This window comes from Pseudomonas sp. GL-B-19 (assembly GCF_019956415.1).
Classification (GTDB): Bacteria; Pseudomonadota; Gammaproteobacteria; order Pseudomonadales; family Pseudomonadaceae; genus Aquipseudomonas.
In genome coordinates this window covers 86,828-108,912 of record NZ_JAHBDK010000086.1, presented here as the reverse complement: position 1 = coordinate 108,912, position 22,085 = coordinate 86,828, and the positions used below count along the sequence as shown (strand labels likewise).

Below are 22,085 nucleotides of genomic sequence, written 5' to 3'. Positions count from 1 at the left end.
TCCAGCCCTTTGAATCTGCTGCAACACATCGCCCAGTCACGCCACCTCTTACGCAAGTCGGAGCTCAAGGTCGCCGACCACGTGCTGCTTGATCCTGCGGCGGTGATGCACAGCTCCATGGCCGACCTGGCCCACAGCGTCGGCATCAGCGAGCCGACCATCGTGCGCTTTTGCCGCGCCATTGGTTGCTCCGGTTTTCAGGATTTGAAACTGAAGCTGGCGCAGAGCCTGGCGGCCGGCGCGAGCTTCGGCCAGTTTGCGATCCATGAAGACGATTCCGTTGCCGACTACAGCCTGAAAATCTTCGACACCACCCTGCATACCTTGATGGAGGTTCGCGAGAAGCTCGATCCGGTGGAGTTGCAGCGGGCGGTCACGCTCATGTCCCAGGCTCAGCGCGTCGAGTTCTATGGCTTTGGCGCATCCGGCGCCGTGGCGGCCGATGCCCAGCACAAATTCTTCCGTTTGCTGCTGACCGCAGCGGCGTATTCCGACCCGCACATGCAAGCGATGTCGGCAGTGACGTTGAAGCCGTCTGACGTAGCGATCTGTATTTCACAGTCCGGGCGTTCCAAGGATCTGCTGATCACGGCCAACCTGGTGCGTGAAAGTGGTGCCTCGCTGATCACCTTGTGTCCGAGCCAGACGCCGCTGGCTGAGCTGTCGACCGTCAACCTGGCGATCGATGTGCATGAAGACACCGAAATCTACACCCCGTTGACCTCGCGTATTGCTCACCTGGTGGTGATCGACGTGTTGGCGATGGGCGTGGCCATGGCGCGCGGCCCGAGCCTGGTCAACCACCTCAAGAGCGTCAAACGCAGCCTTCGCAGCTTGCGGCTGTCGCCCAAGTCGGTGAAAGCGCTGGACGACTGACGTCGTCGTAAGGTCGTTCCGACCTTAATCGTCGGAACGCCGCCCGGACCAGGCTCGCTCCCACATTTGATCGCGTTCTCCTGTGGGAGCGAGCCTGCTCGCGAAGGCGCCCTCAAACATGACAACTTTCATCTGCCTGTAACCCGTCCGCCGCCAAACCGTCATCCCCCGCGCCTATCTTGAAACTCCCGTAATCGCCTTGGGAGACTCGAAATGGCCCAGCCCTACGAAGAACGCAACAGCGCCGCCAAAACCCGTCGTCAGCAAGAAGATCAGCGCCGCATGGAGTTTCGCCGCGCCATCGAAGATCGTTGCGAACGCCGCCAACTGCTGGCCGAGATCGGTGATTTCCCTGATCTGGAGCTCAATTACTGGCACGCAGCGCCGGTAACTTCGCGTCGAAACGCTCAACCAGCGCACTGATCTGCACCCGCTCGTTGCGGATAAACGCAAGGAATGCGTGGGCCACCGGTGAGAGTCGCTTGGCTTTGGCCTGCACCAGGCACCAACTGCGGTACAGCGGCAGCTCTTCGACCGGCAACTCTATCAATCCGCCGGTCGCCAACTCGAGGTTCAGGGCGTGGCGCGTCAACAGCGCTACGCCCAGACCTGCCAGCACACATTCACGTTGAGCTTCGGCTGACGAGACCTCCTGGGTCTGGTTGAAGTGCACGCGCTTTTCCTTGAAGTACTCTTCGCAAGCCATTCGCGTCCCGGAACCGGGTTCGCGCAGCAGGAGAGTGTAGGGCTCAAGGTCCTGCAAGCGCAGAGGCCCCATGTGGCACAACGGATGATCCGGTGGCGCCACCGCAACAATCGGGTTGTTGAGGAAGGGCAGGAACTCCAGCCCCATGTCCTGCGGCACCATCGACATGATCACCAGGTCATCGCGGTTGTCTGACAGGCGTCGAATCACTTGCCCCCGATTGACGACCGTCAGTTGCAGGTTTACTTCCGGATGCTGACGTTTGAACGCGGCAAACAGGTGCGGGACGAAATACTTGGCGCTGGATTCCACCGCCAGTTTCAGCTGGCCTTGCAGCGATCCTTGCATGTCCGAAAGCTGCATATCGAGGTTTTCCAGACGCCCGAAAATATCCCGGCTGGCGCGTTGGAGTGCTTCTGCGGCCTCGGTCATGTAGAGTTTTTTGCCGACGTAGTCGAACAAGGGCTGACCAATCAGCTCCTCAAGTTGACGGATCTGTAGGCTGACGGCGGGTTGTGTGAGCGACATTTCGTCGGCTGCCCGGCTGTAGGATCGTAAATCACAAACTTCATTGAAAATCTGCAATTGACGTAATGTCATACGCATCAATGACTTACGCATATTGTGTCGCTCCCGCCGCAGGCTGATGCATCAACTATAAGTCTTTACTTATGCCTGACCCAATTATTATTCATTTTTGTTAATCCCTTGTGGGGGCTAGTGTGGGCCTGCGACTGAATCGAAACATTTGGTCACGCGTCGACCTGGTCTAGCAGGTCGTGGGTACCACCGGCTCAAGGGAACCTCCAAAAGTGATAAAAAAGATCCTGATCGCCAACCGTGGTGAGATTGCCGTACGAATCGTACGTGCCTGCGCCGAGATGGGCATTCGCTCGGTCGCGATCTATTCCGACGCTGACCGTCATGCCTTGCATGTGAAGCGCGCGGACGAGGCCCACAGCATCGGTGCCGAGCCACTGGCCGGTTACCTGAATGCGCGAAAATTGGTGAACCTGGCCGTGGAAACCGGTTGTGATGCATTGCATCCCGGCTACGGATTCCTCTCGGAAAACGCTGAACTGGCCGATATCTGCGCAGAGCGCGGCATCAAGTTCATTGGTCCATCGGCTGAAGTCATACGCCGCATGGGCGACAAGACTGAAGCCCGCCGCAGCATGATCAAGGCCGGCGTGCCGGTCACACCGGGCACCGAAGGCAACGTCGCGGACATCGCCGAAGCTTTGGTCGAAGGCGACCGTATTGGTTACCCGGTGATGCTCAAGGCAACCTCCGGTGGTGGTGGTCGTGGTATCCGTCGCTGCGACAGCCGCGAAGAACTCGAACAAGCGTTCCCTCGTGTGATCTCGGAAGCCACCAAGGCGTTCGGTTCGGCAGAGGTGTTCCTGGAAAAATGCATCGTCAATCCAAAGCACATCGAAGCGCAGATTCTCGGCGACAGCTTTGGCAACGTGGTGCACCTGTTCGAGCGTGATTGCTCGATCCAGCGTCGCAACCAGAAACTGATCGAGATCGCCCCGAGCCCGCAACTGACCCCGGAACAGCGCGCCTACATCGGCGATCTGTCGGTGCGTGCAGCCAAGGCCGTGGGTTACGAGAACGCCGGTACCGTGGAGTTCCTGCTCGCCGAGGGCGAGGTGTACTTCATGGAGATGAACACCCGGGTGCAGGTGGAACACACCATCACCGAAGAAATCACTGGCATCGACATTGTGCGTGAGCAGATCCGCATTGCGTCGGGCCTGCCGCTTTCGGTGAAACAGGAAGACATCCAGCACCGCGGTTTCGCGCTGCAGTTCCGGATCAACGCCGAAGACCCGAAAAACAACTTCCTGCCGAGTTTCGGCAAGATCACCCGTTACTACGCACCCGGCGGTCCCGGCGTGCGGACCGACACGGCGATCTACACCGGTTACACCATCCCACCGTTCTACGACTCCATGTGCCTGAAACTGGTGGTGTGGGCGCTGACCTGGGAAGAAGCGATGGACCGTGGCTTGCGTGCCCTCGACGACATGCGTCTACAAGGGGTCAAGACCACCGCCGCGTACTACCAGGAAATCCTGCGTAACCCGGAATTCCGTAGCGGCCAGTTCAACACCAGCTTCGTTGAAAGCCACCCTGAACTGACCAACTACTCGATCAAGCGCAAACCCGAAGAGCTGGCCCTGGCCATCGCCGCCGCCATCGCCGCCCACGCAGGCCTGTGAGGAATATAACAATGAGCAAACAAATCCACGTTACCGACACAATCCTGCGCGACGCCCACCAATCGCTGCTCGCCACCCGCATGCGCACTGAAGACATGCTGCCGATCTGCGACAAGCTCGACAAAGTCGGCTACTGGTCGCTGGAATGCTGGGGCGGCGCGACCTTCGATGCCTGCGTACGCTTCCTGAAAGAAGACCCGTGGGAGCGTCTGCGCCAACTGCGCGCTGCGCTGCCTAACACACGTCTGCAAATGCTCCTGCGTGGCCAGAACCTGCTGGGCTACCGCCATTACAGCGATGACGTGGTCAAAGCCTTCGTCGCCAAGGCAGCGGTCAACGGCATTGACGTGTTCCGCATCTTCGACGCCATGAACGACGTGCGTAACCTGCGCGTTGCCATCGAAGCCGTAAAAGCGGCCGGCAAACATGCCCAGGGCACCATCGCGTACACCACCAGCCCGGTGCACACCATCGATGCCTTCGTGGCACAAGCCAAGCAAATGGAAGCCATGGGTTGCGACTCGGTGGCGATCAAGGACATGGCCGGCCTGCTGACGCCATACGCCACCGGCGAACTGGTCAAAGCGTTGAAATCCGAGCAATCGCTGCCGGTCTTCATCCACTCGCACGACACCGCTGGCCTGGCCGCGATGTGCCAAATGAAGGCCATCGAAAACGGTGCCGACCACATTGACACCGCGATCTCCAGCTTCGCCTGGGGTACCAGCCACCCGGGCACCGAGTCGATGGTTGCCGCCCTCAAAGGCAGCGAGTTCGACACCGGCCTGAACCTGGAACTGCTGCAGGAGATCGGCCTGTACTTCTACGCCGTACGCAAGAAGTACCACCAGTTTGAAAGCGAATTCACCGCAGTCGATACCCGTGTTCAAGTAAACCAGGTACCGGGCGGGATGATTTCCAACCTGGCCAACCAGTTGAAAGAGCAGGGCGCACTGAACCGCATGAGCGAAGTGCTGGCCGAAATCCCGCGCGTTCGCGAAGACCTTGGCTTCCCGCCGCTGGTAACGCCGACCTCGCAAATCGTCGGCACCCAAGCGTTCTTCAACGTGTTGGCTGGCGAGCGTTACAAGACCATCACTAACGAAGTGAAGCTCTACCTGCAAGGCGGCTACGGCAAGGCGCCGGGCACCGTGAACGAGCAACTGCGTCGCCAGGCAATCGGCAGCGAAGAAGTGATCGACGTGCGTCCAGCCGATCTGCTCAAGCCGGAAATGACCAAATTGCGTGCTGAAATTGGCGCCGTGGCCAAGTCCGAAGAAGACGTGCTGACCTATGCGATGTTCCCGGACATCGGTCGCAAGTTCCTCGAAGAACGTGCTGCCGGCACCCTGACACCTGAAGTGCTGCTGCCGATTCCTGAAGCCGGTCGCGTGGCCTCGGCCGGTGGCGAAGGCGTGCCGACCGAGTTCGTCATCGACGTCCACGGTGAAACCTACCGCGTCGACATCACCGGTGTCGGCGTCAAGGCTGAAGGCAAGCGTCACTTCTACCTGTCCATCGACGGCATGCCGGAAGAAGTGGTGTTCGAACCGCTCAACGAATTCGTCAGCGGCGGCACCAGCAAGCGCAAGCAAGCCTCCGCGCCGGGCCACGTCAGCACCACCATGCCGGGCAACATCGTCGATGTGTTGGTCAAGGAAGGCGACACAGTGAAAGCAGGGCAAGCCGTGCTGATCACCGAAGCGATGAAGATGGAAACCGAAGTCCAATCGGCCATCGCCGGCAAAGTCACCGCCATCCACGTGGCCAAGGGCGACCGGGTGAATCCGGGCGAAATTCTGATCGAGATCGAAGGCTGATTTAACAGCCTCGATACAACGCTTAAACCTCGGGGGGGCATGTGCTCCCCTTTTTTTTCGCCCGATTTTCCACTCGCTCAATGTGGGTGCAAGCCTGCTCGCGAATACGATGTGACATTCCGCGGCATCATTGTCTGATACTCCGCTATCGCGAGCAGGCTCACTCCCACAGTGTCTGCGGTCTGTCAGTCGTTGATCAGAAGGTCATCCGCCACTGACCCGTAACGCCATGGTTTCGGCTGTCGGTGCCGAATTCACTGTTAAGGCTGACGCCCAACGTGTGTTTGGCTGACACACCGAGATCCAGACCTGCATCGACCAGCAAGCTGTCGCGATCCAGCGGCGCACCGGAAACAGTGAAGTCTTTCCCGCCTGTTACCAGTCGTTGGCGGGTATCGCTGTCGACATCGCCAAACGTGTGTTTCCAGCCGGCTGTGAATCTCGGTGTGAGTTGCATGCCGTTATCCAGCGTGTTGAGCTTCGCCAGTCGCAGGCCGATGGTGCTGTTGAAGTTGTTCTGGGATTGGCTGTGGACTTTCAGCGCAGCGGCACCGCCTTTCTCCGTATAACCGTCTCGCTGATAGCGTTGATAGCCAAGACCGGCGAACGGTTCAATGCTGACATTGGCGCGACCCAGGTTGTAACCGGCCTCCGCGAACGCCTGTTGAGTGTTGGCGTCGTAGCGGCCTTCGGGGCGATCACTGAAACCTTTGAAGGCAACCCGGCGTTTCGTGTGTCCGTCGTGATTGCTGTAAGTCGCACCGAGGCGCAGCGACACAGGACCGTCCTGGCGCAGGGCATAGGCGCCCACGTGCCAGCTGTCGAGATCGCCGTCGAGGCCGCGGCTGTCCAGTCGCGTTTCGGATTTGCCACCCAACACACCCATACGCCATTGCTCATCGATGCCCCAGTCCGCGCCCAGAACCAGACCTTGTGTTGAGAATTTAAGGGCGTCGTTATCGCTATCCAGTGTTCCGCCGAGACCTAGCGCCTGGAGCCAGACCCTGCCGTTGTTTTCACCGCCAGCGGCTACATGCGGTGCATTTCTCTGATTACCAAATACGGCTGCGCTGTCGAGCTGGCGCATGGCCGAGAGCATGGTTGCGCTGATGGGGCTGTCGCTGTTTAGCGTCGCCTTCGCGAGATTGGCGTTGTTGCCTGCGGCCAGCTGTTCAATGGCATGAGACGCGGTGGTTTTGTCGCTACCGAGCAGGGCAGCGACAGCGGCGTTTGTAGGGCTGGATGGTTTTGGGGCGGGAGTGACGGGGCTGGTAGCGGCTGTTGGAGTTGTCGCCGCGACGGGATTGTCGGTGGTGAGTGGGGTTACGGCTGTCGATGGTATTTCAGCGGTATTCATCGGCGCAGTGGCGGGGAGGGAAGTATCGGTGCTTGCCGGTGTATTCAGTGCATCTGAAACGGCTAATGCATTGTCAGATGGCGCCGGTGCTTGCGGTATTTCCATCGGCTCTACGATGTTCTGAGCGGGATGGGTAGCCGCCGGCGGAGTTTGCGCCGTAACGGGCTGGACGGTGGTCAGTGGGGGGATGGCTGACGCTGGAAGCTCAGCAGTATTTTTCGGCGCAGAGACGAAGAGGGAAGTATCGGCGATTAAAGGTGTATTCAGTGCTTGCGAGACGGTTAACGCATTGTCAGAAGGCGTCAGCGCTAGCGGTATTTCCATCGGCTCCAAGAGGCTCCGTGCGACTTCTCGTCCGTTATCGGTGTCTGCGACGCTCTCGATCGGCACATCGTTTCGAGCGTAGGTCAGGCCGACGGTCTTTGCTTTGTAATGGGGAGTAGCGGTCATGAATGCCAGTTCGTTGACGATTTTCCCGAACTCGCCTTTTACCTTTTTTGCTTCGATGATTGTGTACTGACTGCTTTGCGGATGATCACCCGGTACCGCAACAATTTTCAGTGTTGCATCGCCGAGGCTGGCAGTGCCGTCGACTTTGATCGTCTCTCCATGGCCATCGGGGGAAACCTCGTAGGCCAGCACACCAGTGCTGGAAAGGTTCAAGTTGCCTTTGACCCTTGGGGCGCCTTGCAATCTATCAATGTTGAGCTGCCCCAAAACCTCCAGACCGCCGACAGTGCCTTTGCCTGCAAACTGGCCGCCATTCTCAACCGTCACGACTCCCTTTATCTCGTCATTGTTGAAAAGCTGCCCGGCCACACTGGCCTTGCCTTTGATTTTTCCGTTATTGATCAGAATGCCGTCATTGAACACCGCAACTTCGTCTTTGAAATCTCCTGTACTGGTTGCCGTCCAGGATCCTTGCGAAACGTACAGGCTGTTGACGTTACGGGTGTTCCCCAACTGACCGCCATCGGTACCGATGAGGTGGATAACGTTGGTTCCTTTACCGCCGTCGACGCGACCTTCGAAGCTGCCGCCATTTTTGACGATGATGAGGTCATCCCGGTCTTGCGGCTTCACGGACACACTCCGAAGTGCGGGTTGAGGCGAATCAATCTCAGACGTGAACGTGCTGGCCGCTCCTGTAAAGGCTTGAAGCCGGGCAAGCGGGTCCGCCGGAGTAGCCTCTGGAAGCTGGGTTACCTCAACGAGGCTCGTCGGCTCTGCTTGTTCTGGCAGTTGTTGAGCGTTTGTAAACTCAGTACAACCCAACGCAAGCGCAATGGCCAATGCCAGGTTTTGTGGGCGAAATGTGTGCTGAATGGACATCGGGTTCGACCTCTTTTCAATGGAGGTCAAACTCTAAATATCGGCCTTGGATACCGATGTCAGGCGGTTCCGGAGGGTTTGCGGGCGGTGTCAGATAGCTCGATGTGGAAAATCTTCCACTGTTCGAGTGCAGCGGTTTTTAACGCGTCGAGCCGATGACCTTTTCTTACAAAAAATCGAGACGCCGCCAGCGGTTGCACACTCAGAAACTCATCTGCCTTTGCCCAAAAAGCCGTGATAGCGGCTGTTACACCTAATCTCACCAGAACCAAGCCATTTCGATCCGGATGGCTTTTACAGAATGAAGCCTGCGCTACACCCATGTGCAATTTGATGCACATTCTTTCGTTTTAAAACGCAAAAAATGCATTTTAATGCGTAAATTGGTACCGCAGTCAGCCGACAACTGCACTATATTGCAAACTACGTATCATTTTTGGATGTGCTAACGCATTTAATTGCAGGTGGATTTATGTACGCACTGACACTCCAGGCATACACGTCCGGGAAATGGCTGGATGCGATGACGTTGGTTTTTGTTGAGCCAGAAAAGGGATTTGAAGGTCCCTGCCGGTTTGGTTACAAAAAAAACTATGTAGCCAATAACTTTGAGTACATCGAATCGCCTTTCTCCAAAGCAGTCAGCGCCAGGTTGCCCTTGGATTGGGATAGTACTTCACTGAAAAAAGCGCCTGCTTTCCTGCTCGACATAGCTCCTGCGGGTGCCGCCAAACGCTTTCTCATGGCACGAGTTGGACAAGAAAAACCCGAAGGAATCAGCGCTGATTTGTTTTTGCTGGGGCGAAGCACACCTGCTCCTATTGGCCATATGCGTATCAAAGAATCCGTTGATGCTGTCGTTGAAAGGGTTGCAATGGGCTTTCCACGCAACGAAGTGGTCGACCGCGATAATACTTTTCTGGAGTACGCCTACGAGCAGGGTGCCGCAATTGGTGGGGCAACAGGGGCCGGTGGAGAAGCTCCAAAACTGCTGATGTCGCAAGGTCGAGACGGCTTGCTCTATCCAGATGCTGTGATAAGCGACGATCAAGTGGTGCAGCATTGGTTTGTAAAGTTTGCTCGTAACAAGGGGACTCAGACAGACCAGATTATTCTCAGAAGCGAGTTCCACTATTACAAGGCATTGCAAGCTCTAGGTATCGAGACTGTTGCGGCAGATGGACTCGCATTGGAGGAAGCGAATAAGCCAAGCCTATGGATGCAGCGCTTTGATCGCAACGTGACAGATCAGGGTGTTGAGCGTTTGGCGGTTGAATCGATCTACTCGTTGGCGGGTGTGACGGTGCCCGGTAGTTACATGGACCATCTGGAGGTAATCCAGCATCTGGCTCAACTCTGGACACAGGCTGGGCAGGTCGATCAGATCCACGATCTGGTGTCCGACTATCTGCGAAGAGACTTGCTCAACAAAATTCTTGGCAACTCCGATAACCATGGTCGCAACACCTCAATTATTCGCGGCACCGACTCCTTTCGCCTCGCTCCAATTTACGACTTGGCTCCGATGGTGATGGACGATGAAGGGGTCACACGCACGACTAAATGGCCGAAGCACCTGGAGGTAGCGGGCGAGGTGAAATGGCGAGAGGTCTGTAATGCCTTGGCAATGATCGGAGAACCTGAAGCCCTGTATGAGGGGTTACGAAAGGACGCTGATCACCTATTGGCTTTGCCAGACATTCTTACCGCTAGCGGTCTTCCTGAAGTCACCATGAATCATCCAGCGATTGCCCTGAGAAATCTTGAGCAGCGCTTGAAAAACTGGGGGCTGAAATGACCATTTCCATTGATGCTCGGGCTTTGTTGATTGAAAGTATTCAAGAGGGGCTGGCTCAAGGCACGCTTGAGATCAGCGAAGCAGTTCGCCGGTTACGAGTCGACGTCACCGGCCTGCACCAGACCCAATTCGCAAAAATGTGCAAAATCTCAGTACGCACGCTGGTGCATATCGAACATGGAGAAGGGAATCAAACACTGAAATCGCTGAATGCAGTCTTCAGACCGTTTGGTCTGAAGATGGGCGTAGTGCGGATCCGGCGCGACTTGAGCTGACGCAACAGCACAAAATTTGTGGCGAGGGAGTCCTCGCCACAGGTACGAAGAAAAGCCGTAGGCGTTTACCCGCGACACTCCACCAGCGTTTTCACCTGCCCCGACCCCGTCTGGTTCTCATCGCTCAACCACCGCTCAAACCCTGCGCCAATCGCTGGCCATTCCGAATCCAGAATCGAGTACCACGCGGTATCCCGGTTCTGCCCCTTGACCACCATGTGCTGGCGGAAAACCCCTTCAAAACTGAAGCCCAATCGCTCGGCCGCGTATTTGGAGCGGGCGTTGCCGTTGTTGCACTTCCACTCCAGGCGGCGATAACCCAGAGCAAACGACTCCTTGGCCAGCAGGTAAATCGCCTCGGTACTTTTCGGTGAACGCTGCATCGGTGCGCCGAAAGTGACATGGCCGATTTCGATGCGACCTTGCGCCGGTACGATCGACATCAGGCTGAGAATGCCTTGCACCTCACCGCTGACACGATCGATCACGCTGAAAAAATACGGGTCGCTATTGGCCGCATGGTTGTTCAGCCAGTCGTTGAATGCACTGCGTTCCGGGAAAGGCCCATAAGGTAAATAATCCCAGAGCTTCGGATCGGCCCCCGGGCCTTCCAAGGCCTTGAACAAGCCCTCGCCATGACGCACCGGGTCGAGTTTTTCCAGGCGAATGAAACGCCCTTCGATTGTTTGAACGGTGGGTGCCGGGGCACCTTTCCAGTCCACGAGTGAATTCGACATGGTGTTCTCCTTGAACCTTAAAGGGCTTTGCGAAACTGGATGAAACCGGGGCGTTCGGCGATGCGCTCGTAGAGCTGGATCGCGGTGGCATTGGTTTCGTGGGTTAGCCAGTGGACTTTGCCGCAACCGTCCGCTTTGGCGGTGGCGTAGACGAATTCGATGAGCTTGCGGCCGACGCCGGTGCCGCGGGATTCTGGTGTCACCAGCAGGTCTTGAAGATAGCAGGAGTTTTCGATGCTCCAGTTCGAGCGGTGGTAGATGAAGTTCACCATGCCGACCGCTTTGCCATCGATCCACGCCAACGCTGAATGCGTCGGTTCAGTCGGGTCGAGCATGCGCTGCCAGGTGCTGTCAGTGACCGTGTCAGGCAACTCGGTGTTGTAGAAGCGAAGGTAGGTTTGCCACAGCGGCAACCAGGCGGCTTGATCGTCGGCGCTGACCTGACGAATTTCAATCTGACTCATGTTCATTCCTTAACGCATCAAGTGGGCGAGAGCCTGATCGTGCACATCGGGGCTGGCGGCGAGCCCTTCGCGCACACCGGCGATGTCTGCGGTGCTGCGGTTCTGGCTGAGCTTGCGTTTGCCTTCCAGACGCTGGATCGGCAGGGCAAACCCGACAATCGCCTTGAGCATGCCGTCAATGTAGTCGGCGGGAGCGTCGGCGACCTTCCATGGCTGGGTGCGCCCGGCTTCGTGACGATCCGTCAACGCGCTGACCAGGTTGAGCAGGCGCTCGGCATCGGTGAACACGTCGGCTGTACCGTAAGCGTGTACCGCAACGTAGTTCCAGGTCGGCACGACTTTGCCGTGTTCGGCTTTGCTCGGGTAAAACCCCGGGCTGACGTAAGCATCGGCACCGGCAAAGATCACCAGTGCTTCGGCGCCATCCTGCAAGTCTTTCCATTGCGGATTGGCCCGGGCGAAGTGGCCGTAAAGGGTGCCATTCGGACCTTCGCCAGGTTTGAACAGCAACGGCAGATGACTGGCTTGCAGACCTTGTTCGCCTTGGGTAACCACCATGGCGAGGCGGGTGCCGAGGATCTGCTGGTGCAGTTCATTCAACTCTTTACTGGCAAAGCTGCTGGGGTTGTACATGGAAAAATTCCTTGGCGAATGTCTCCATCCTAGGCAGGCTATTGGTCTGTTGTAAGAGCCATTAACGACCAATTTCATAGGTCCATTGCCATGACCGACGCGCCACTCTCCCTGTCGTTCAACCCTGCCGGTATCGAACTTGATCGCCGTCAGGGCCTGAGTCGTCAGCTTTATCAGGCATTGCGCCTGCGAGTTCTGGACGGGCGGTTGGTCAGCGGCACGCGATTGCCGGCCAGTCGCGATCTGGCGGCAGCACTGGCGATTTCTCGCAACAGCGTGGTGCGAGCCTACGATCAGCTCTATGCCGAGGGGTTTATCGAAGGTCGAGTCGGAGACGGGACTTACGTCGCGCAATTGCCTCAAACCGCGTTACCGGCGAAAAAATTATCCACAAAAGTATCCACAGGGTTGTCAACAGGGTTACCCACAACCTTATCCACAAATTGGCTGGGTTTACCTGTGATTTCATCCAGTGAAGTTATCCACAGCGGCGCCTTGGGGCGCGTTGAAAAGAACCATTTGGCCCTGCCGCCGAGTGGGCCACCCCGAGCATTTCGAGTTGGCGTTCCGGCGTTTGATCTGTTTCCATTCGAGATCTGGGCCAAGCTGAATGCGGCTTTCTGGCGTAAACCGGATTTGCAGCAGTTGTGTTATGGCGATCCGGCAGGTGATGAGCGTCTACGAGGAATGATTGCCGCGTATTTGCGCAGTTCGCGCGGCATGCAATGTTCGGCTGAGCAAATAGTGATCACCAGTGGCGCGCAGCAGGGGATTAGCCTTTGTGCACAGTTGCTGGTGGAGCCGGGTGACGGGGTGGCGATTGAAAATCCGGGGTATCGGGCGGCGGGTCATGCGTTTGCTGTAGCCGGTGCGCGATTGCACGGCGTGGCAGTGGACAGTGAAGGCATTGATTGCGGCGAATTGGCCGGGTTGAGTGATTGCCGGCTGGCGTATGTCACGCCCTCGCATCAATACCCGACCGGGGTGGTGATGAGCCTGGCGCGGCGTCTGGAATTGCTGGCCTGGGCCGAACGCACCCAAGGCTGGATCGTCGAGGACGATTACGATGGCGAATACCGCTACAGCGGCGCGCCATTGGCCCCGTTGGCGGCACTCGACCGGCAGGGACGGGTTTTGTACGTCGGGACTTTTGGCAAAGTCGCCTTCCCGGCCCTGCGCCTGGGTTATCTGGTATTACCGCCGGCATTGGTTCAGGCATTTTCTCAACGCCGAGCAGTAGACGTCCGGCATTCCGAAGTGAGCACCCAAGCGGTGATGGCCGAGTTCATGGCGGCCGGGCATTTTCAGCGGCATATCCGTCGCATGCGGCGCGCGGCACTGAGTCGGCGTAACACATTGCTGGCAGGATGGCCCAAAGACATTCCCGGCATTGGCAGTCTGCCGAGTGTCGCGGCAGGGTTACATCTGACGGTATCCGTCGACTCCCAAGCCCGCGAGCGCGAACTGGTGGAAAAAGCCGCCAGCGTTGATGTCGAAATCAACGCGCTTAGCGGCTATTGGTTGCCGGACTCGCAGACACCGGTGGACGAGCGTGCCGGGCTGGTCCTTGGTTTTGCGGCGGTACCCGAGGCGGCGATCAGTGCCGCACTCGGGCGTCTGGAAAAAGTCTGGCGCTGATATACCTATAGGAAGAACAACGCACCGGCCAGTCGATGGTTGATTTCAGCACGATAAATGGCAATGGACTGAAGTGCGTTCACGCTGGCGTGCCTTTCGTAGGCTCCCCCGGAGCCGCGTTGTTCGACGGTTTTCAAGTGCGCGGCAGTGAAGGCCGGTCTGGGTGTGTCGGATGCCGGGTAATGAAAGTGCGCATACCAAAGTACATTGCGGGTTTCGTGATCGCGAATCTCATACTCATCCAGAAAGTCTTTGCGCGGTCCCTTCAAACGCCGATGCTCCGGTAGTGGTTTGCCTATCCTGTGGATGGTCACCTGGCCCTTGCTGTGCAGCCATTCAATACGACTCGCGGTGGGCAGCTGTCGCTTGGTCATGCTGATACGGACATCGGTGCCTTTTTTGTAAAGCGCGACCGCTCCATCGATCAGTTTTTTGCTGACGGTGACCGCCGATCCCGGACCGCCTTCGGTGGCATTGTTATCGGTCAGGGCTTTCTCGATAGCGTCCGCCGCCGCGTCCATTCGGTGGGCCTGTTGATGAAACATCTCTTCGATTTCCAACGGAATACGTCGATCGGCTTTTGAGTGGGCCTCGGTACGTCGGATGAAAGATTCCAGCTGTGCAAGCAAGGCTTCAGCGTTTTGCAGGCTGACCGCCAGCGTTGGAGGAGTGGCGGTGGGTACAGCCGTTTTGACAGGGACATGTTCGACCCAGACGCCGGGTGTTTTCTCATGGAACGTAGCGATTACCTTCCCGGTGAGTGGGGAGGTCACGTCGACCAGATCGGTGTCGGTGGAGTTCGCGCGCGTTCGCGGCTTGCCGACGACGGCGCCTTTGAAACGCGTTTTGATGAGGCGATGCGGGGCCATTACCGGTCGCGATGGCCCCGGAGCCGGTTCGAGGGTCTTGCGCTCATGCAGCAACCCCGACAGGTGATTCACGGCGCGCTCGTTGAACGCTTCGATACGCTGGCGCATCAGGTCCAGTGATGGTTGCAGCAGCTGCCCGGGGTACTCGTCGGGCAAGTCGAGAATACGTTGGTCGATGGTTGCAAACTGCTCCACCAGATCGCTGAATCCTTCAATCCGCTCGGGTAGCGACAGGGGATTATCCTTGGCGAGGTCCAGCGACGACTGGATAGTGAGGCCCACATCTTCGACGAGCGTCACCAGCGCCTGACGGGCAGCCTCGGTGGCGACCGTACCGGTGTCATTCAGGCAGAGTTCTTGAGCGAGGCTGATCTGAAACAGCTTCAGGTCGTGCAGGTCAAAGCTCGGCAGTCCTTGCGTGTATTGCCTGGCGGTTTCGGCGCCTTCTCTGCCCAGTCGTTTCAACTCGTCGATCCGGGCCTGGGCAAACTCGATTTTGTCGATAAATCCCTGGGCCAGGTCGCTGGTCTGTTGATGAATCTGGCGTCGTGTTTGAGTGGTTTCGTTCGGCTCTCCGTCAAACAGGGCCAATGAGCGACGCATGCAGGTGCCAAACACAGCGTTTTGCCGATGGGACCACATCTCCGTCAGCAATAGCTGTTGATCCAGGCAACTGACCAGGACAGCGCGGTAGTTGATGATGGGCTCAAGCACGTGGAATGCTTTGAGCTGTTCAATGTAGACGTCATAAACGGCCCGCTGTTTATCCAGCGTTTCGATCAGTCTGCGAACGTTGGGATCATCGACGCCCGGCGCAGAAGGGGCGGCCGCTTTCTCTGCGGATTCGAGAGCGGTCTTCAGCGCCACTTTGTTCGTATCGAAGGACTTCAGTTGCTGTCGCAGTTCCTCTTTGCGTCGTGCATTTTCCCGCACCAATTCTTTTCGGCTTCGTCCGCCGCCGCGCAACCTCAAACGTGTGTCGACGACCCATTGTCCTGATGCGGAATGGGTCAGCAGGGGGCCAGTCCCTGGTGGAGACTGACGGCTATCGATGATTTGCACGAACTCGTTGTCGTTGACCATGACTTCGAACCAGCGTTGGCCAACTTGGGCATACCATTGTTTGTTGAGCGGGCTCAAAAAGCGGTGGGGGCCGGCTTCAGTCGAGGGGCTTGCCAGGCCTTCAGGTTTTGCAATGGCCAGCCCGTCCAGCAGCGCCCCCAAGCCCGTGCGCGCGAGGGCACCATGGGTGTACAAGTTGCTCTTGTGATTCGCTGACAGCCGTTGAGCGGTGATATCGGGTAACCGGGTCATGGTGATTGTCGGCGTCGGCGTGGTTTTTTGCCCTAGCGTCAAAGCCTCCTTTTCAACGGCGCGGCTTGTTGTGTGGCGCGTCGCTGCGTAATGGGCCAGGACCATGCCCAATGACAGGAACAGGTCGGTCAGTGCCGTCCATGCATCGTCACTGTCACCTTTCTCGCTGGCTTCATTCGCTTCATCCAGGTCGCTCATGATTTGCCAGACCCAGGCCGCGCTGGCAGCCGTTCTGCCCAGGAATGGCAGTGCAATGTTGAACAGCATCCACGCCCCATGCTTGAGAGTCTGCCAACGACTTTGTGCATTGGAGACCGATTGCCGGTCTGCCAGGGTGATCATCGCGTTGGCATTGGCGGTGAACAGGGTCGCCAGTGCAGGTTGTGCAAGTGGCGTGGCCGCTAGCGTGACAGCCCCCATCATGCCGAGGACCGACGTTGGATCGACCAGCCATTGCGACAGTGTCCAGACCGACGGCAGTTGGCCGGGAAATACGTACTGTGAGTAGTTGAAGCGCACATCATCCGGCAACCAGGCCAGCACCGACTGGCGAAGCGTCTGGTTATGTTTGATTGCATACAGCAGGTTGGTTTCGCGGGGGTATTGCAAAAGCGGAGGATCAAGCAGCGGGCGAAAGAGCAGGCAGGGCCCCTTGTCAGCGAGACGCGGGCCGATGACGAACATGTTGGCAACCTCGTCGGCCTTGTTGTCCGTGCGGCCCCCGGGAATGAACGCCAGCGCACGAATGATGATTTCCTGGCCGTCCACAAAACGGTCGGCGGGTTTTTCTTGCATCGCTGCGAGCACGTATCGGTATCCCTGATTATCGATACCTGCCTCGCCACGAATTTTGTGCTGCAGCGTCTGAAGTGGCAGCTGGATGCGCAGGTGGCTGGCGAACAGGTTTTGCCGACGTTGTGTTTCCTTCGGGTCACCGAGCAGCTTTTGCTTGATCAGCGTGGGATAGATTTCACCGATGTTGACCTCTGTGACCAGTTTTTCCAGGTAGGCCGGTGTCATCCAGGACTCAACGGCGCTGCCGTCGGTGCGGCGCACGGTCTTGTTACCCAGCGGTACGGCAATCAGATTCTGCAGGGCGAGATCGATCAGCGACATCGTGACGGTTTCGGTTTTGCCCGGTACGGCGATGGCGCCCAGGATCACTGGGCTGGTGATACTCATTTCAATCGTTTCGAGCCTGGCGTCCGTCGCCTCGGGGTGATCTTTCAGCACCTGATTTTTTAGTGCTTGCAGCGTAAATACCGGGAGCGGAGGAATATCATCCAGATAAGATTTACCCGCGTGTTGCTCCCGAAGCTGTGCCAGGTCCATCAAGTGTCGGCTGTAGCAGGTCAGGTCTGCCGGTTGCGCGTTTAGCAGCCAGTCGGGCAGCAAGTGCTCGATCCGGCTGAAACGCCCTTCGTCAATGTCCTTGCGGTTTCCGGCCGCCGTAATGGCTCGATGCGCAAGACCACCGTTCGGGATGGTGTCTTGAAGCTGGCCGATGGCAGCGATTTCAAGCGCGATCAGAGCACTGGCCTGGTGGTCGAAAAAATCGCCGGTGGGTTCAGACAAACGCCATCGCAAAGTGCGTGGAGCCGACGTGGATGCAACACGTGCAGGCAGCGTTTCACCGAATGATTCCAACGAGTCGTAATGCTTGAAGCCCTCTGTGATCGAGTGGCTGATCACCAGCGTGCGCTTGCCCAGCGTACCCACCAGCACGGCCACGTCCAGCAGCCACAGATGCTTGTCCGGTTCATCGATGTCGATCAGGCAGGCCCTTGATTTGTAGGGGTCGTTGCGCTGTCGGGTGGCTTTATCCGGGTTGTTGAACAAGGCCAGTGCCATGGCCTTTTGATCCTCATCCCAGCCTGAAACCTGCTCGATGTTCCAGAGGTTGTGCAGTGAGCCCGAGAGTTGATGCCAGCGTGGTGTTTGGTCTTCTGTCTGCTGGTTCCAGTAATCAAGTTGCTGCTCCTGGTAAGAAACGAACAGCAGCGGGATCAGTTGGTTGATCAATCGGCCAATGTCGTCGATCTTGACGGGCAACTGGATCGCTGGAGCTACCCCCGGTTGCAGGGTCAGGAAGTGTTCCCCGTCAATGTAGGTCGCGGTCTGCGCCGACAGCGTGAGCCGCACCAATGCGTCGGTCAGCGACTCGAATCGGCGCAGGCCGGGCGTGACCTGGTTGCCGCTGACGGTCCAGGTTGGCGTCACGACCATGGCCTGGACCGGATCGATATCAAGGCTTGGATACGCGGCGTCGAGGGCTGTGCGCAGTGCGTTCGTCGCCACTTCCCTGAGTGAGGGGCCAGTGACCAGTTGGGTCAATACATCTTCGGAGCGGGTGGACGAGGTATCGGGCATGGCCATTTCCTTTGTGCCGAATGAGGACGCTGGCCACTGGGCCGCGCGGTATCGGGTCAAGGTAGAGGGCTGTCGAAGGCAAAAGGTGGTAGATAGTTATCGCGGGCAAAAAAAGACCCGCGCTCATTGGCGGGTCTTCCAGTTCACGTTTTCAGGTGCCTGACTTGATCTTGGTCCAGGCTCGCGTGCGCGCACGTTCGGCATCGCGCGGCAGTGGTTGCAGGGTGTAAAGCGTGCTCATCGCCGTTTCGGTCGGGTACAGGTTGGGGTTGTTGCGGATCGCCGGGTCGACCAGTTCCGTGGCGTCCTTGTTCGGGTTCGGGTAGCCGACGAAGTCGCTGACCGGCGCGATCACTTGGGGTTGCAGCAAGTAGTTGATGAAGGTGTAGGCGTCTTCCGGGTTCTTTGCGCCTTTGGGAATGGCGAGCATGTCGAACCAGATCGGCGCGCCTTCTTTGGGCAGCCGCATGTCGACGATCACGCCGTTCTTGGCTTCCTTGGCGCGATTGGCGGCCTGGGAGAAACTGCCGGAGTAACCGACCGCGACACAGATGTCACCATTGGCAATGTCGGCCATGTACTTCGAAGAATGGAAGTAGGTGATGTACGGGCGGATCTTCATCAACAGGGCTTCAGCCTTGTCGTAGTCCGCCGGCTTCTTGCTGTTGGGGTCCAGGCCGAGGTGTTGCAGGGCCAGCGGCAGGATCTCCGATGGCGAGTCGAGCAGGGCGACGCCGCACTGCTTGAGCTTGCTGATGTTTTCTTCCTTGAAGATCAAATCCCAGCTGTCCACCGGCGCATTGTCGCCCAGCACGGCTTTGACCTTGTCCGGGTTGAAACCGATCAGGATGGTGCCGTACATGTACGGCACGGCGAACTTGTTGCCCGGGTCGTTGGCTTCGATCAGCTTCATCAGCTTCGGATCGAGGTGGTTCCAGTTTGGCAACTTGCTGCGATCCACCGGCTGGAATACGCCGGCTTCGATCTGTTTGGCAAGGAACACATTAGACGGCACCACGACGTCATAACCGGAGTTACCGGTCAGGAGCTTGGCCTCCAGTGCTTCGTTAGTGTCGAAAATGTCGTAGACCAGTTTGGTCTGGGTGTTCTGAGCCTTGAAGTCTTCCAGCGCTTTGGGGGTGATGTAGTCGAACCAGTTGTAGACGCGCAACGTTCGTTCTTCAGCATGAACCGCACCACTGAGCACCGTGGCGCACAGGGTGGGGATGATAAAACGCTTGAGTCTGTTCATTGTTCTAATTCCTCATTGGGCGCTTTCAAAACCTTCGAGAACGTTGACGGCATTGATGCCGATTTCTTCTACCGCGTAACCGCCTTCCATCACGAACAGCGTCGACTTGCCGAGGCGGGCGATACGCTCGCCCATGGCCAGGTAATCCGGGCTGTCGAGCTTGAATTGCGAGATGGGATCGTCCTTGAACGTATCGACACCCAGGGAGACGACGATAATGTCGGCGCCGTATTTTTCGATCTCTTGGCAGGCCTGATCCAGGGCTGCACTCCACGTGTCCCAGCCACTGCCTGCGGGCAACGGGTAGTTGAAGTTGAACCCTTCGCCGGGGCCTTCACCGAGCTCGTCTTCATAGCCGAGGAAGAACGGGAACTCTGCTTCCGGGTGGCCGTGAATCGAGGTGAACAGCACGTCGCAGCGTTCGTAGAAAATCGATTGGGTGCCATTGCCGTGGTGATAATCGACGTCTAGGATCGCGACCTTTTTGTGGCCCTGATCAAGGAACGCTTGAGCAGCGATGGCCGCGTTGTTGAGGTAGCAATAACCACCCATCAAATCGCTGGCAGCGTGATGTCCCGGTGGACGGCACAAGGCGAAGGCACTGCGCGCGCCGCGCTGGATTTGCGCCTGTGCGGTGAGAGCAACTTGTGCCGCACTGTATGCCGCTTGCCACGTACCGGCGGTGATCGGTGCGCCAGCGTCGAAGCTGTAATAGCCAAGCTGGCCGTGCAGGCTGGTGGGTTTAATGGAACGCAAGGTCCGGGTCGGCCAGGTGTAGGGCAGCAAGTCGCCGTCGGTGTTGAATTCGGTCCAGCGTGCCCATGCCCCCTTGAAGAAATCGAGGTAGTCACGGCTGTGGATGCGTGCGATCGGGTCGAGGCCGAAATCCTGCGGCGCTTCGACCGGGCCGAGATTCTGGTTTTGCACGCGTTGCAACACATGGTCGGCACGCGACGGCATTTCGAAGCAGGGCTTGAGTTGCCCGTCTATCAATTCGCAACGGCCGTGGTGCAGGTGGTGATCGTCCGAGTAGATCGTCAGCATTTTCTTGTTCTCCGCAGGCTGATTCGGTTGAACACAGTCTTGCGGCAGGCAGCGTTTGGGAGAACGGCAGGAAAGGCCAAAAGGGGATTGATATGGCCAAAAATTTTGACCGAAATTCGCCCCTTGATGTGCGCGGTGCCCTGGAAACCGCAATCGCGAGCAGGCTCACTCCTACAAGGGATCTTCAGTGTTCACGTTTTTTGTGAACGACACATAACCCCTGTAGGAGTGAGCCTGCTCGCGATAGCGGTGGACCAGTCAACGAATGACTCAAGGCCGGAACTGGCTCGGCGCTACGCCGCTCCAGCGCACAAACGCATGACGGAAACTGGCGGTCTCGCTGAAACCCAGCGCCTCGGCGATCCGGTAGATCGGCAGTTGGTCTTCACAGAGCATTTGCTTGGCCCGCTCGAAGCGCAGCTCATCGAGCAATTCCTGATAGCTGCAACCCAAATCCTTGAGGTGCCGACGCAACGTACGCGTCGAGCAATTCATCTGCTCGGCCAACCCTTCAAGTCCCGGTGCGGCATTCAATTGCGCGCTGAGCAACTGCCGAATCCGCCCCAGCCAGGCCTGACGCCCGGTGAACTCGGTGTTTTGCTTGCGGCAGCGTTCGGCCATGGCCTGGTGGGTAATGGCGTCGGCCAGTGGCAGGGGCCGATCCAGCCAGCTTTTGTCGAAAGCAAAGGCGTTGGACGATGCGTCGAACTGCAAGGGGCAGTCGAAACGTTCGGTGTAGCGTGCCTGATAGTCCGGTGCCGAGTGTTCGAAGCGTGCGCCCAGTAGCGGCAAAGGTTGGCCGAGCAAGTCCTCGCAGGTGACCTTCATCGAGACCAGGCAAAATTCGACATTGAACGGCGCCAGCGCCGGGTTTTCCCGATAGTCGCCAGCGGTAAGCCAGATGCGTTCGTTATCTTCTTCCAGGCTCAGCTCGAACAGTGTTCCCAATAGCGCCGGATAGTGCAGCGCCAGCTGCAAGGCGTCACCTAAAGTGGCGCTGGTGAGTAAGGCGTACCCGAGCATGCCGTAGGACGAAACGTGCATTTGCCGGCCCAACTCCAGGCCAATGTCATGGCGTAACGCGACCGCATTGGCGCAAACCAGCATCTCTTGGTTGGTCGTGATACGCGTGTCCGCCCGGCTCAGGTCCGCCGCGCTGATACCGCTGCCGGCCAGTAATGCCTCACTGGACAGGCCTTCAGCCTTGAATGTGTTGAGCACCAGAGAGACAGCGTTGAGGGTGGTGAGGTGGGAGTGGAGCATGGGGGCGTCCAGCCTTGGGATGCTGGAACGCAGCAAGTTATATGCCGAGCGAAGAACCTGTAGGAGTGAGCCTGCTCGCGATGGCGGTGTATCAGTCAGCACCCATGTT

Annotated in this window: 17 protein-coding genes; 7 read left to right on the top strand and 10 right to left on the bottom strand. The window is 57.9% G+C overall.

The window, feature by feature from the left end:
• Positions 1 to 9: 9 nt before the first annotated feature.
• Together hexR and KGB06_RS27210 are read left to right on the top strand one after the other, a co-directional pair.
• Positions 10 to 876: a transcriptional regulator HexR gene (gene hexR / locus KGB06_RS27215; RefSeq protein WP_025131545.1), complete on the top strand. Its 867-nt coding sequence runs from the start codon at positions 10 to 12 to the stop codon at positions 874 to 876.
• A gap of 213 nt (positions 877 to 1,089) precedes the next feature.
• Complete coding sequence (locus KGB06_RS27210) at positions 1,090 to 1,299, top strand: PA3496 family putative envelope integrity protein (protein WP_223521288.1); 210 nt, start codon at positions 1,090 to 1,092, stop codon at positions 1,297 to 1,299.
• Here KGB06_RS27210 and KGB06_RS27205 read toward each other — a convergent pair.
• Complete coding sequence (locus tag KGB06_RS27205) at positions 1,241 to 2,203, bottom strand: LysR family transcriptional regulator (protein WP_223521286.1); 963 nt, start codon at positions 2,201 to 2,203, stop codon at positions 1,241 to 1,243. The genes KGB06_RS27210 and KGB06_RS27205 overlap by 59 nt on opposite strands.
• A gap of 191 nt (positions 2,204 to 2,394) precedes the next feature.
• On the opposite strand from KGB06_RS27205, the gene KGB06_RS27200 reads away from it, so the two are divergent.
• Positions 2,395 to 3,810 (top strand): acetyl-CoA carboxylase biotin carboxylase subunit, encoded by a 1,416-nt coding sequence (locus tag KGB06_RS27200; RefSeq protein WP_046030798.1) that lies wholly within the window; start codon positions 2,395 to 2,397, stop codon positions 3,808 to 3,810.
• 11 nt (positions 3,811 to 3,821) lie between these two features.
• Positions 3,822 to 5,630 (top strand): sodium-extruding oxaloacetate decarboxylase subunit alpha, encoded by a 1,809-nt coding sequence (oadA, locus tag KGB06_RS27195; protein ID WP_223521284.1) that lies wholly within the window; start codon positions 3,822 to 3,824, stop codon positions 5,628 to 5,630.
• Between the two features lie 196 nt (positions 5,631 to 5,826).
• On the opposite strand, the gene KGB06_RS27190 is transcribed toward oadA, so the two are convergent.
• Positions 5,827 to 8,319, bottom strand: coding sequence for an autotransporter domain-containing protein (locus KGB06_RS27190; RefSeq protein ID WP_223521282.1), 2,493 nt, complete (start codon positions 8,317 to 8,319; stop codon positions 5,827 to 5,829).
• A 59-nt stretch (positions 8,320 to 8,378) separates the two neighbouring features.
• Positions 8,379 to 8,660, bottom strand: a complete 282-nt coding sequence (locus tag KGB06_RS27185) for a hypothetical protein (RefSeq protein WP_223521280.1) — start codon at positions 8,658 to 8,660, stop codon at positions 8,379 to 8,381.
• Positions 8,661 to 8,791: 131 nt separating this feature from the next.
• Here KGB06_RS27185 and KGB06_RS27180 point away from each other — a divergent pair, with 131 nt between their 5' ends.
• The gene (locus tag KGB06_RS27180) at positions 8,792 to 10,117 is read left to right on the top strand and encodes a HipA domain-containing protein (RefSeq protein ID WP_223521278.1); all 1,326 of its coding nucleotides are present in this window, start codon (positions 8,792 to 8,794) and stop codon (positions 10,115 to 10,117) included.
• Complete coding sequence (locus KGB06_RS27175) at positions 10,114 to 10,392, top strand: helix-turn-helix domain-containing protein (protein WP_223521276.1); 279 nt, start codon at positions 10,114 to 10,116, stop codon at positions 10,390 to 10,392. Before KGB06_RS27180 ends, KGB06_RS27175 begins: the two co-directional genes overlap by 4 nt.
• 65 nt (positions 10,393 to 10,457) lie before the next feature.
• On the opposite strand, the gene KGB06_RS27170 is transcribed toward KGB06_RS27175, so the two are convergent.
• The 3 genes from KGB06_RS27170 to KGB06_RS27160 are packed head-to-tail and all read right to left on the bottom strand — an operon-like array spanning position 10,458 to position 12,226.
• Complete coding sequence (locus KGB06_RS27170; protein ID WP_223521274.1) at positions 10,458 to 11,129, bottom strand: GNAT family N-acetyltransferase; 672 nt, start codon at positions 11,127 to 11,129, stop codon at positions 10,458 to 10,460.
• 17 nt (positions 11,130 to 11,146) lie between these two features.
• The gene (locus KGB06_RS27165) at positions 11,147 to 11,593 is read right to left on the bottom strand and encodes a GNAT family N-acetyltransferase (protein ID WP_223521272.1); all 447 of its coding nucleotides are present in this window, start codon (positions 11,591 to 11,593) and stop codon (positions 11,147 to 11,149) included.
• Between the two features lie 9 nt (positions 11,594 to 11,602).
• A complete protein-coding gene (locus tag KGB06_RS27160) occupies positions 11,603 to 12,226 on the bottom strand; it encodes an FMN-binding negative transcriptional regulator (RefSeq protein WP_223521270.1) in 624 nt (207 codons plus the stop codon).
• 90 nt (positions 12,227 to 12,316) lie between these two features.
• On the opposite strand from KGB06_RS27160, the gene KGB06_RS27155 reads away from it, so the two are divergent.
• Complete coding sequence (locus KGB06_RS27155) at positions 12,317 to 13,864, top strand: PLP-dependent aminotransferase family protein (RefSeq protein WP_223521268.1); 1,548 nt, start codon at positions 12,317 to 12,319, stop codon at positions 13,862 to 13,864.
• A gap of 5 nt (positions 13,865 to 13,869) precedes the next feature.
• Here the strand turns inward: KGB06_RS27155 and KGB06_RS27150 are convergent, their stop codons facing one another.
• The 4 genes from KGB06_RS27150 to KGB06_RS27135 all read right to left on the bottom strand — a co-directional run bounded on the left by KGB06_RS27150 (position 13,870) and on the right by KGB06_RS27135 (position 21,976).
• A complete protein-coding gene (locus KGB06_RS27150) occupies positions 13,870 to 18,417 on the bottom strand; it encodes a DUF6543 domain-containing protein (protein WP_223521266.1) in 4,548 nt (1,515 codons plus the stop codon).
• A 151-nt stretch (positions 18,418 to 18,568) separates the two neighbouring features.
• Positions 18,569 to 19,669 (bottom strand): polyamine ABC transporter substrate-binding protein, encoded by a 1,101-nt coding sequence (locus KGB06_RS27145; RefSeq protein WP_223521264.1) that lies wholly within the window; start codon positions 19,667 to 19,669, stop codon positions 18,569 to 18,571.
• Positions 19,670 to 19,681: 12 nt separating this feature from the next.
• On the bottom strand, positions 19,682 to 20,713 hold the full coding sequence (locus KGB06_RS27140; RefSeq protein ID WP_223521262.1) for a histone deacetylase family protein: 1,032 nt from the start codon (positions 20,711 to 20,713) through the stop codon (positions 19,682 to 19,684).
• Positions 20,714 to 20,983: 270 nt separating this feature from the next.
• A complete protein-coding gene (locus tag KGB06_RS27135) occupies positions 20,984 to 21,976 on the bottom strand; it encodes an AraC family transcriptional regulator (RefSeq protein ID WP_223521260.1) in 993 nt (330 codons plus the stop codon).
• Positions 21,977 to 22,085: the final 109 nt, after the last annotated feature.

Coding starts and splice junctions, on each gene's coding strand:
- KGB06_RS27135 (WP_223521260.1), bottom strand. CDS start 21,976: ATGCTCCACTCCCACCTCACCACCCTCAACGCTGTCTCTCTGGTGCTC.
- KGB06_RS27145 (WP_223521264.1), bottom strand. CDS start 19,669: ATGAACAGACTCAAGCGTTTTATCATCCCCACCCTGTGCGCCACGGTG.
- KGB06_RS27140 (WP_223521262.1), bottom strand. CDS start 20,713: ATGCTGACGATCTACTCGGACGATCACCACCTGCACCACGGCCGTTGC.
- KGB06_RS27180 (WP_223521278.1), top strand. CDS start 8,792: ATGTACGCACTGACACTCCAGGCATACACGTCCGGGAAATGGCTGGAT.
- KGB06_RS27185 (WP_223521280.1), bottom strand. CDS start 8,660: ATGTGCATCAAATTGCACATGGGTGTAGCGCAGGCTTCATTCTGTAAA.
- KGB06_RS27170 (WP_223521274.1), bottom strand. CDS start 11,129: ATGTCGAATTCACTCGTGGACTGGAAAGGTGCCCCGGCACCCACCGTT.
- KGB06_RS27190 (WP_223521282.1), bottom strand. CDS start 8,319: ATGTCCATTCAGCACACATTTCGCCCACAAAACCTGGCATTGGCCATT.
- KGB06_RS27205 (WP_223521286.1), bottom strand. CDS start 2,203: ATGCGTAAGTCATTGATGCGTATGACATTACGTCAATTGCAGATTTTC.
- KGB06_RS27150 (WP_223521266.1), bottom strand. CDS start 18,417: ATGCCCGATACCTCGTCCACCCGCTCCGAAGATGTATTGACCCAACTG.
- KGB06_RS27175 (WP_223521276.1), top strand. CDS start 10,114: ATGACCATTTCCATTGATGCTCGGGCTTTGTTGATTGAAAGTATTCAA.
- oadA (WP_223521284.1), top strand. CDS start 3,822: ATGAGCAAACAAATCCACGTTACCGACACAATCCTGCGCGACGCCCAC.
- KGB06_RS27155 (WP_223521268.1), top strand. CDS start 12,317: ATGACCGACGCGCCACTCTCCCTGTCGTTCAACCCTGCCGGTATCGAA.
- KGB06_RS27160 (WP_223521270.1), bottom strand. CDS start 12,226: ATGTACAACCCCAGCAGCTTTGCCAGTAAAGAGTTGAATGAACTGCAC.
- KGB06_RS27165 (WP_223521272.1), bottom strand. CDS start 11,593: ATGAGTCAGATTGAAATTCGTCAGGTCAGCGCCGACGATCAAGCCGCC.
- KGB06_RS27210 (WP_223521288.1), top strand. CDS start 1,090: ATGGCCCAGCCCTACGAAGAACGCAACAGCGCCGCCAAAACCCGTCGT.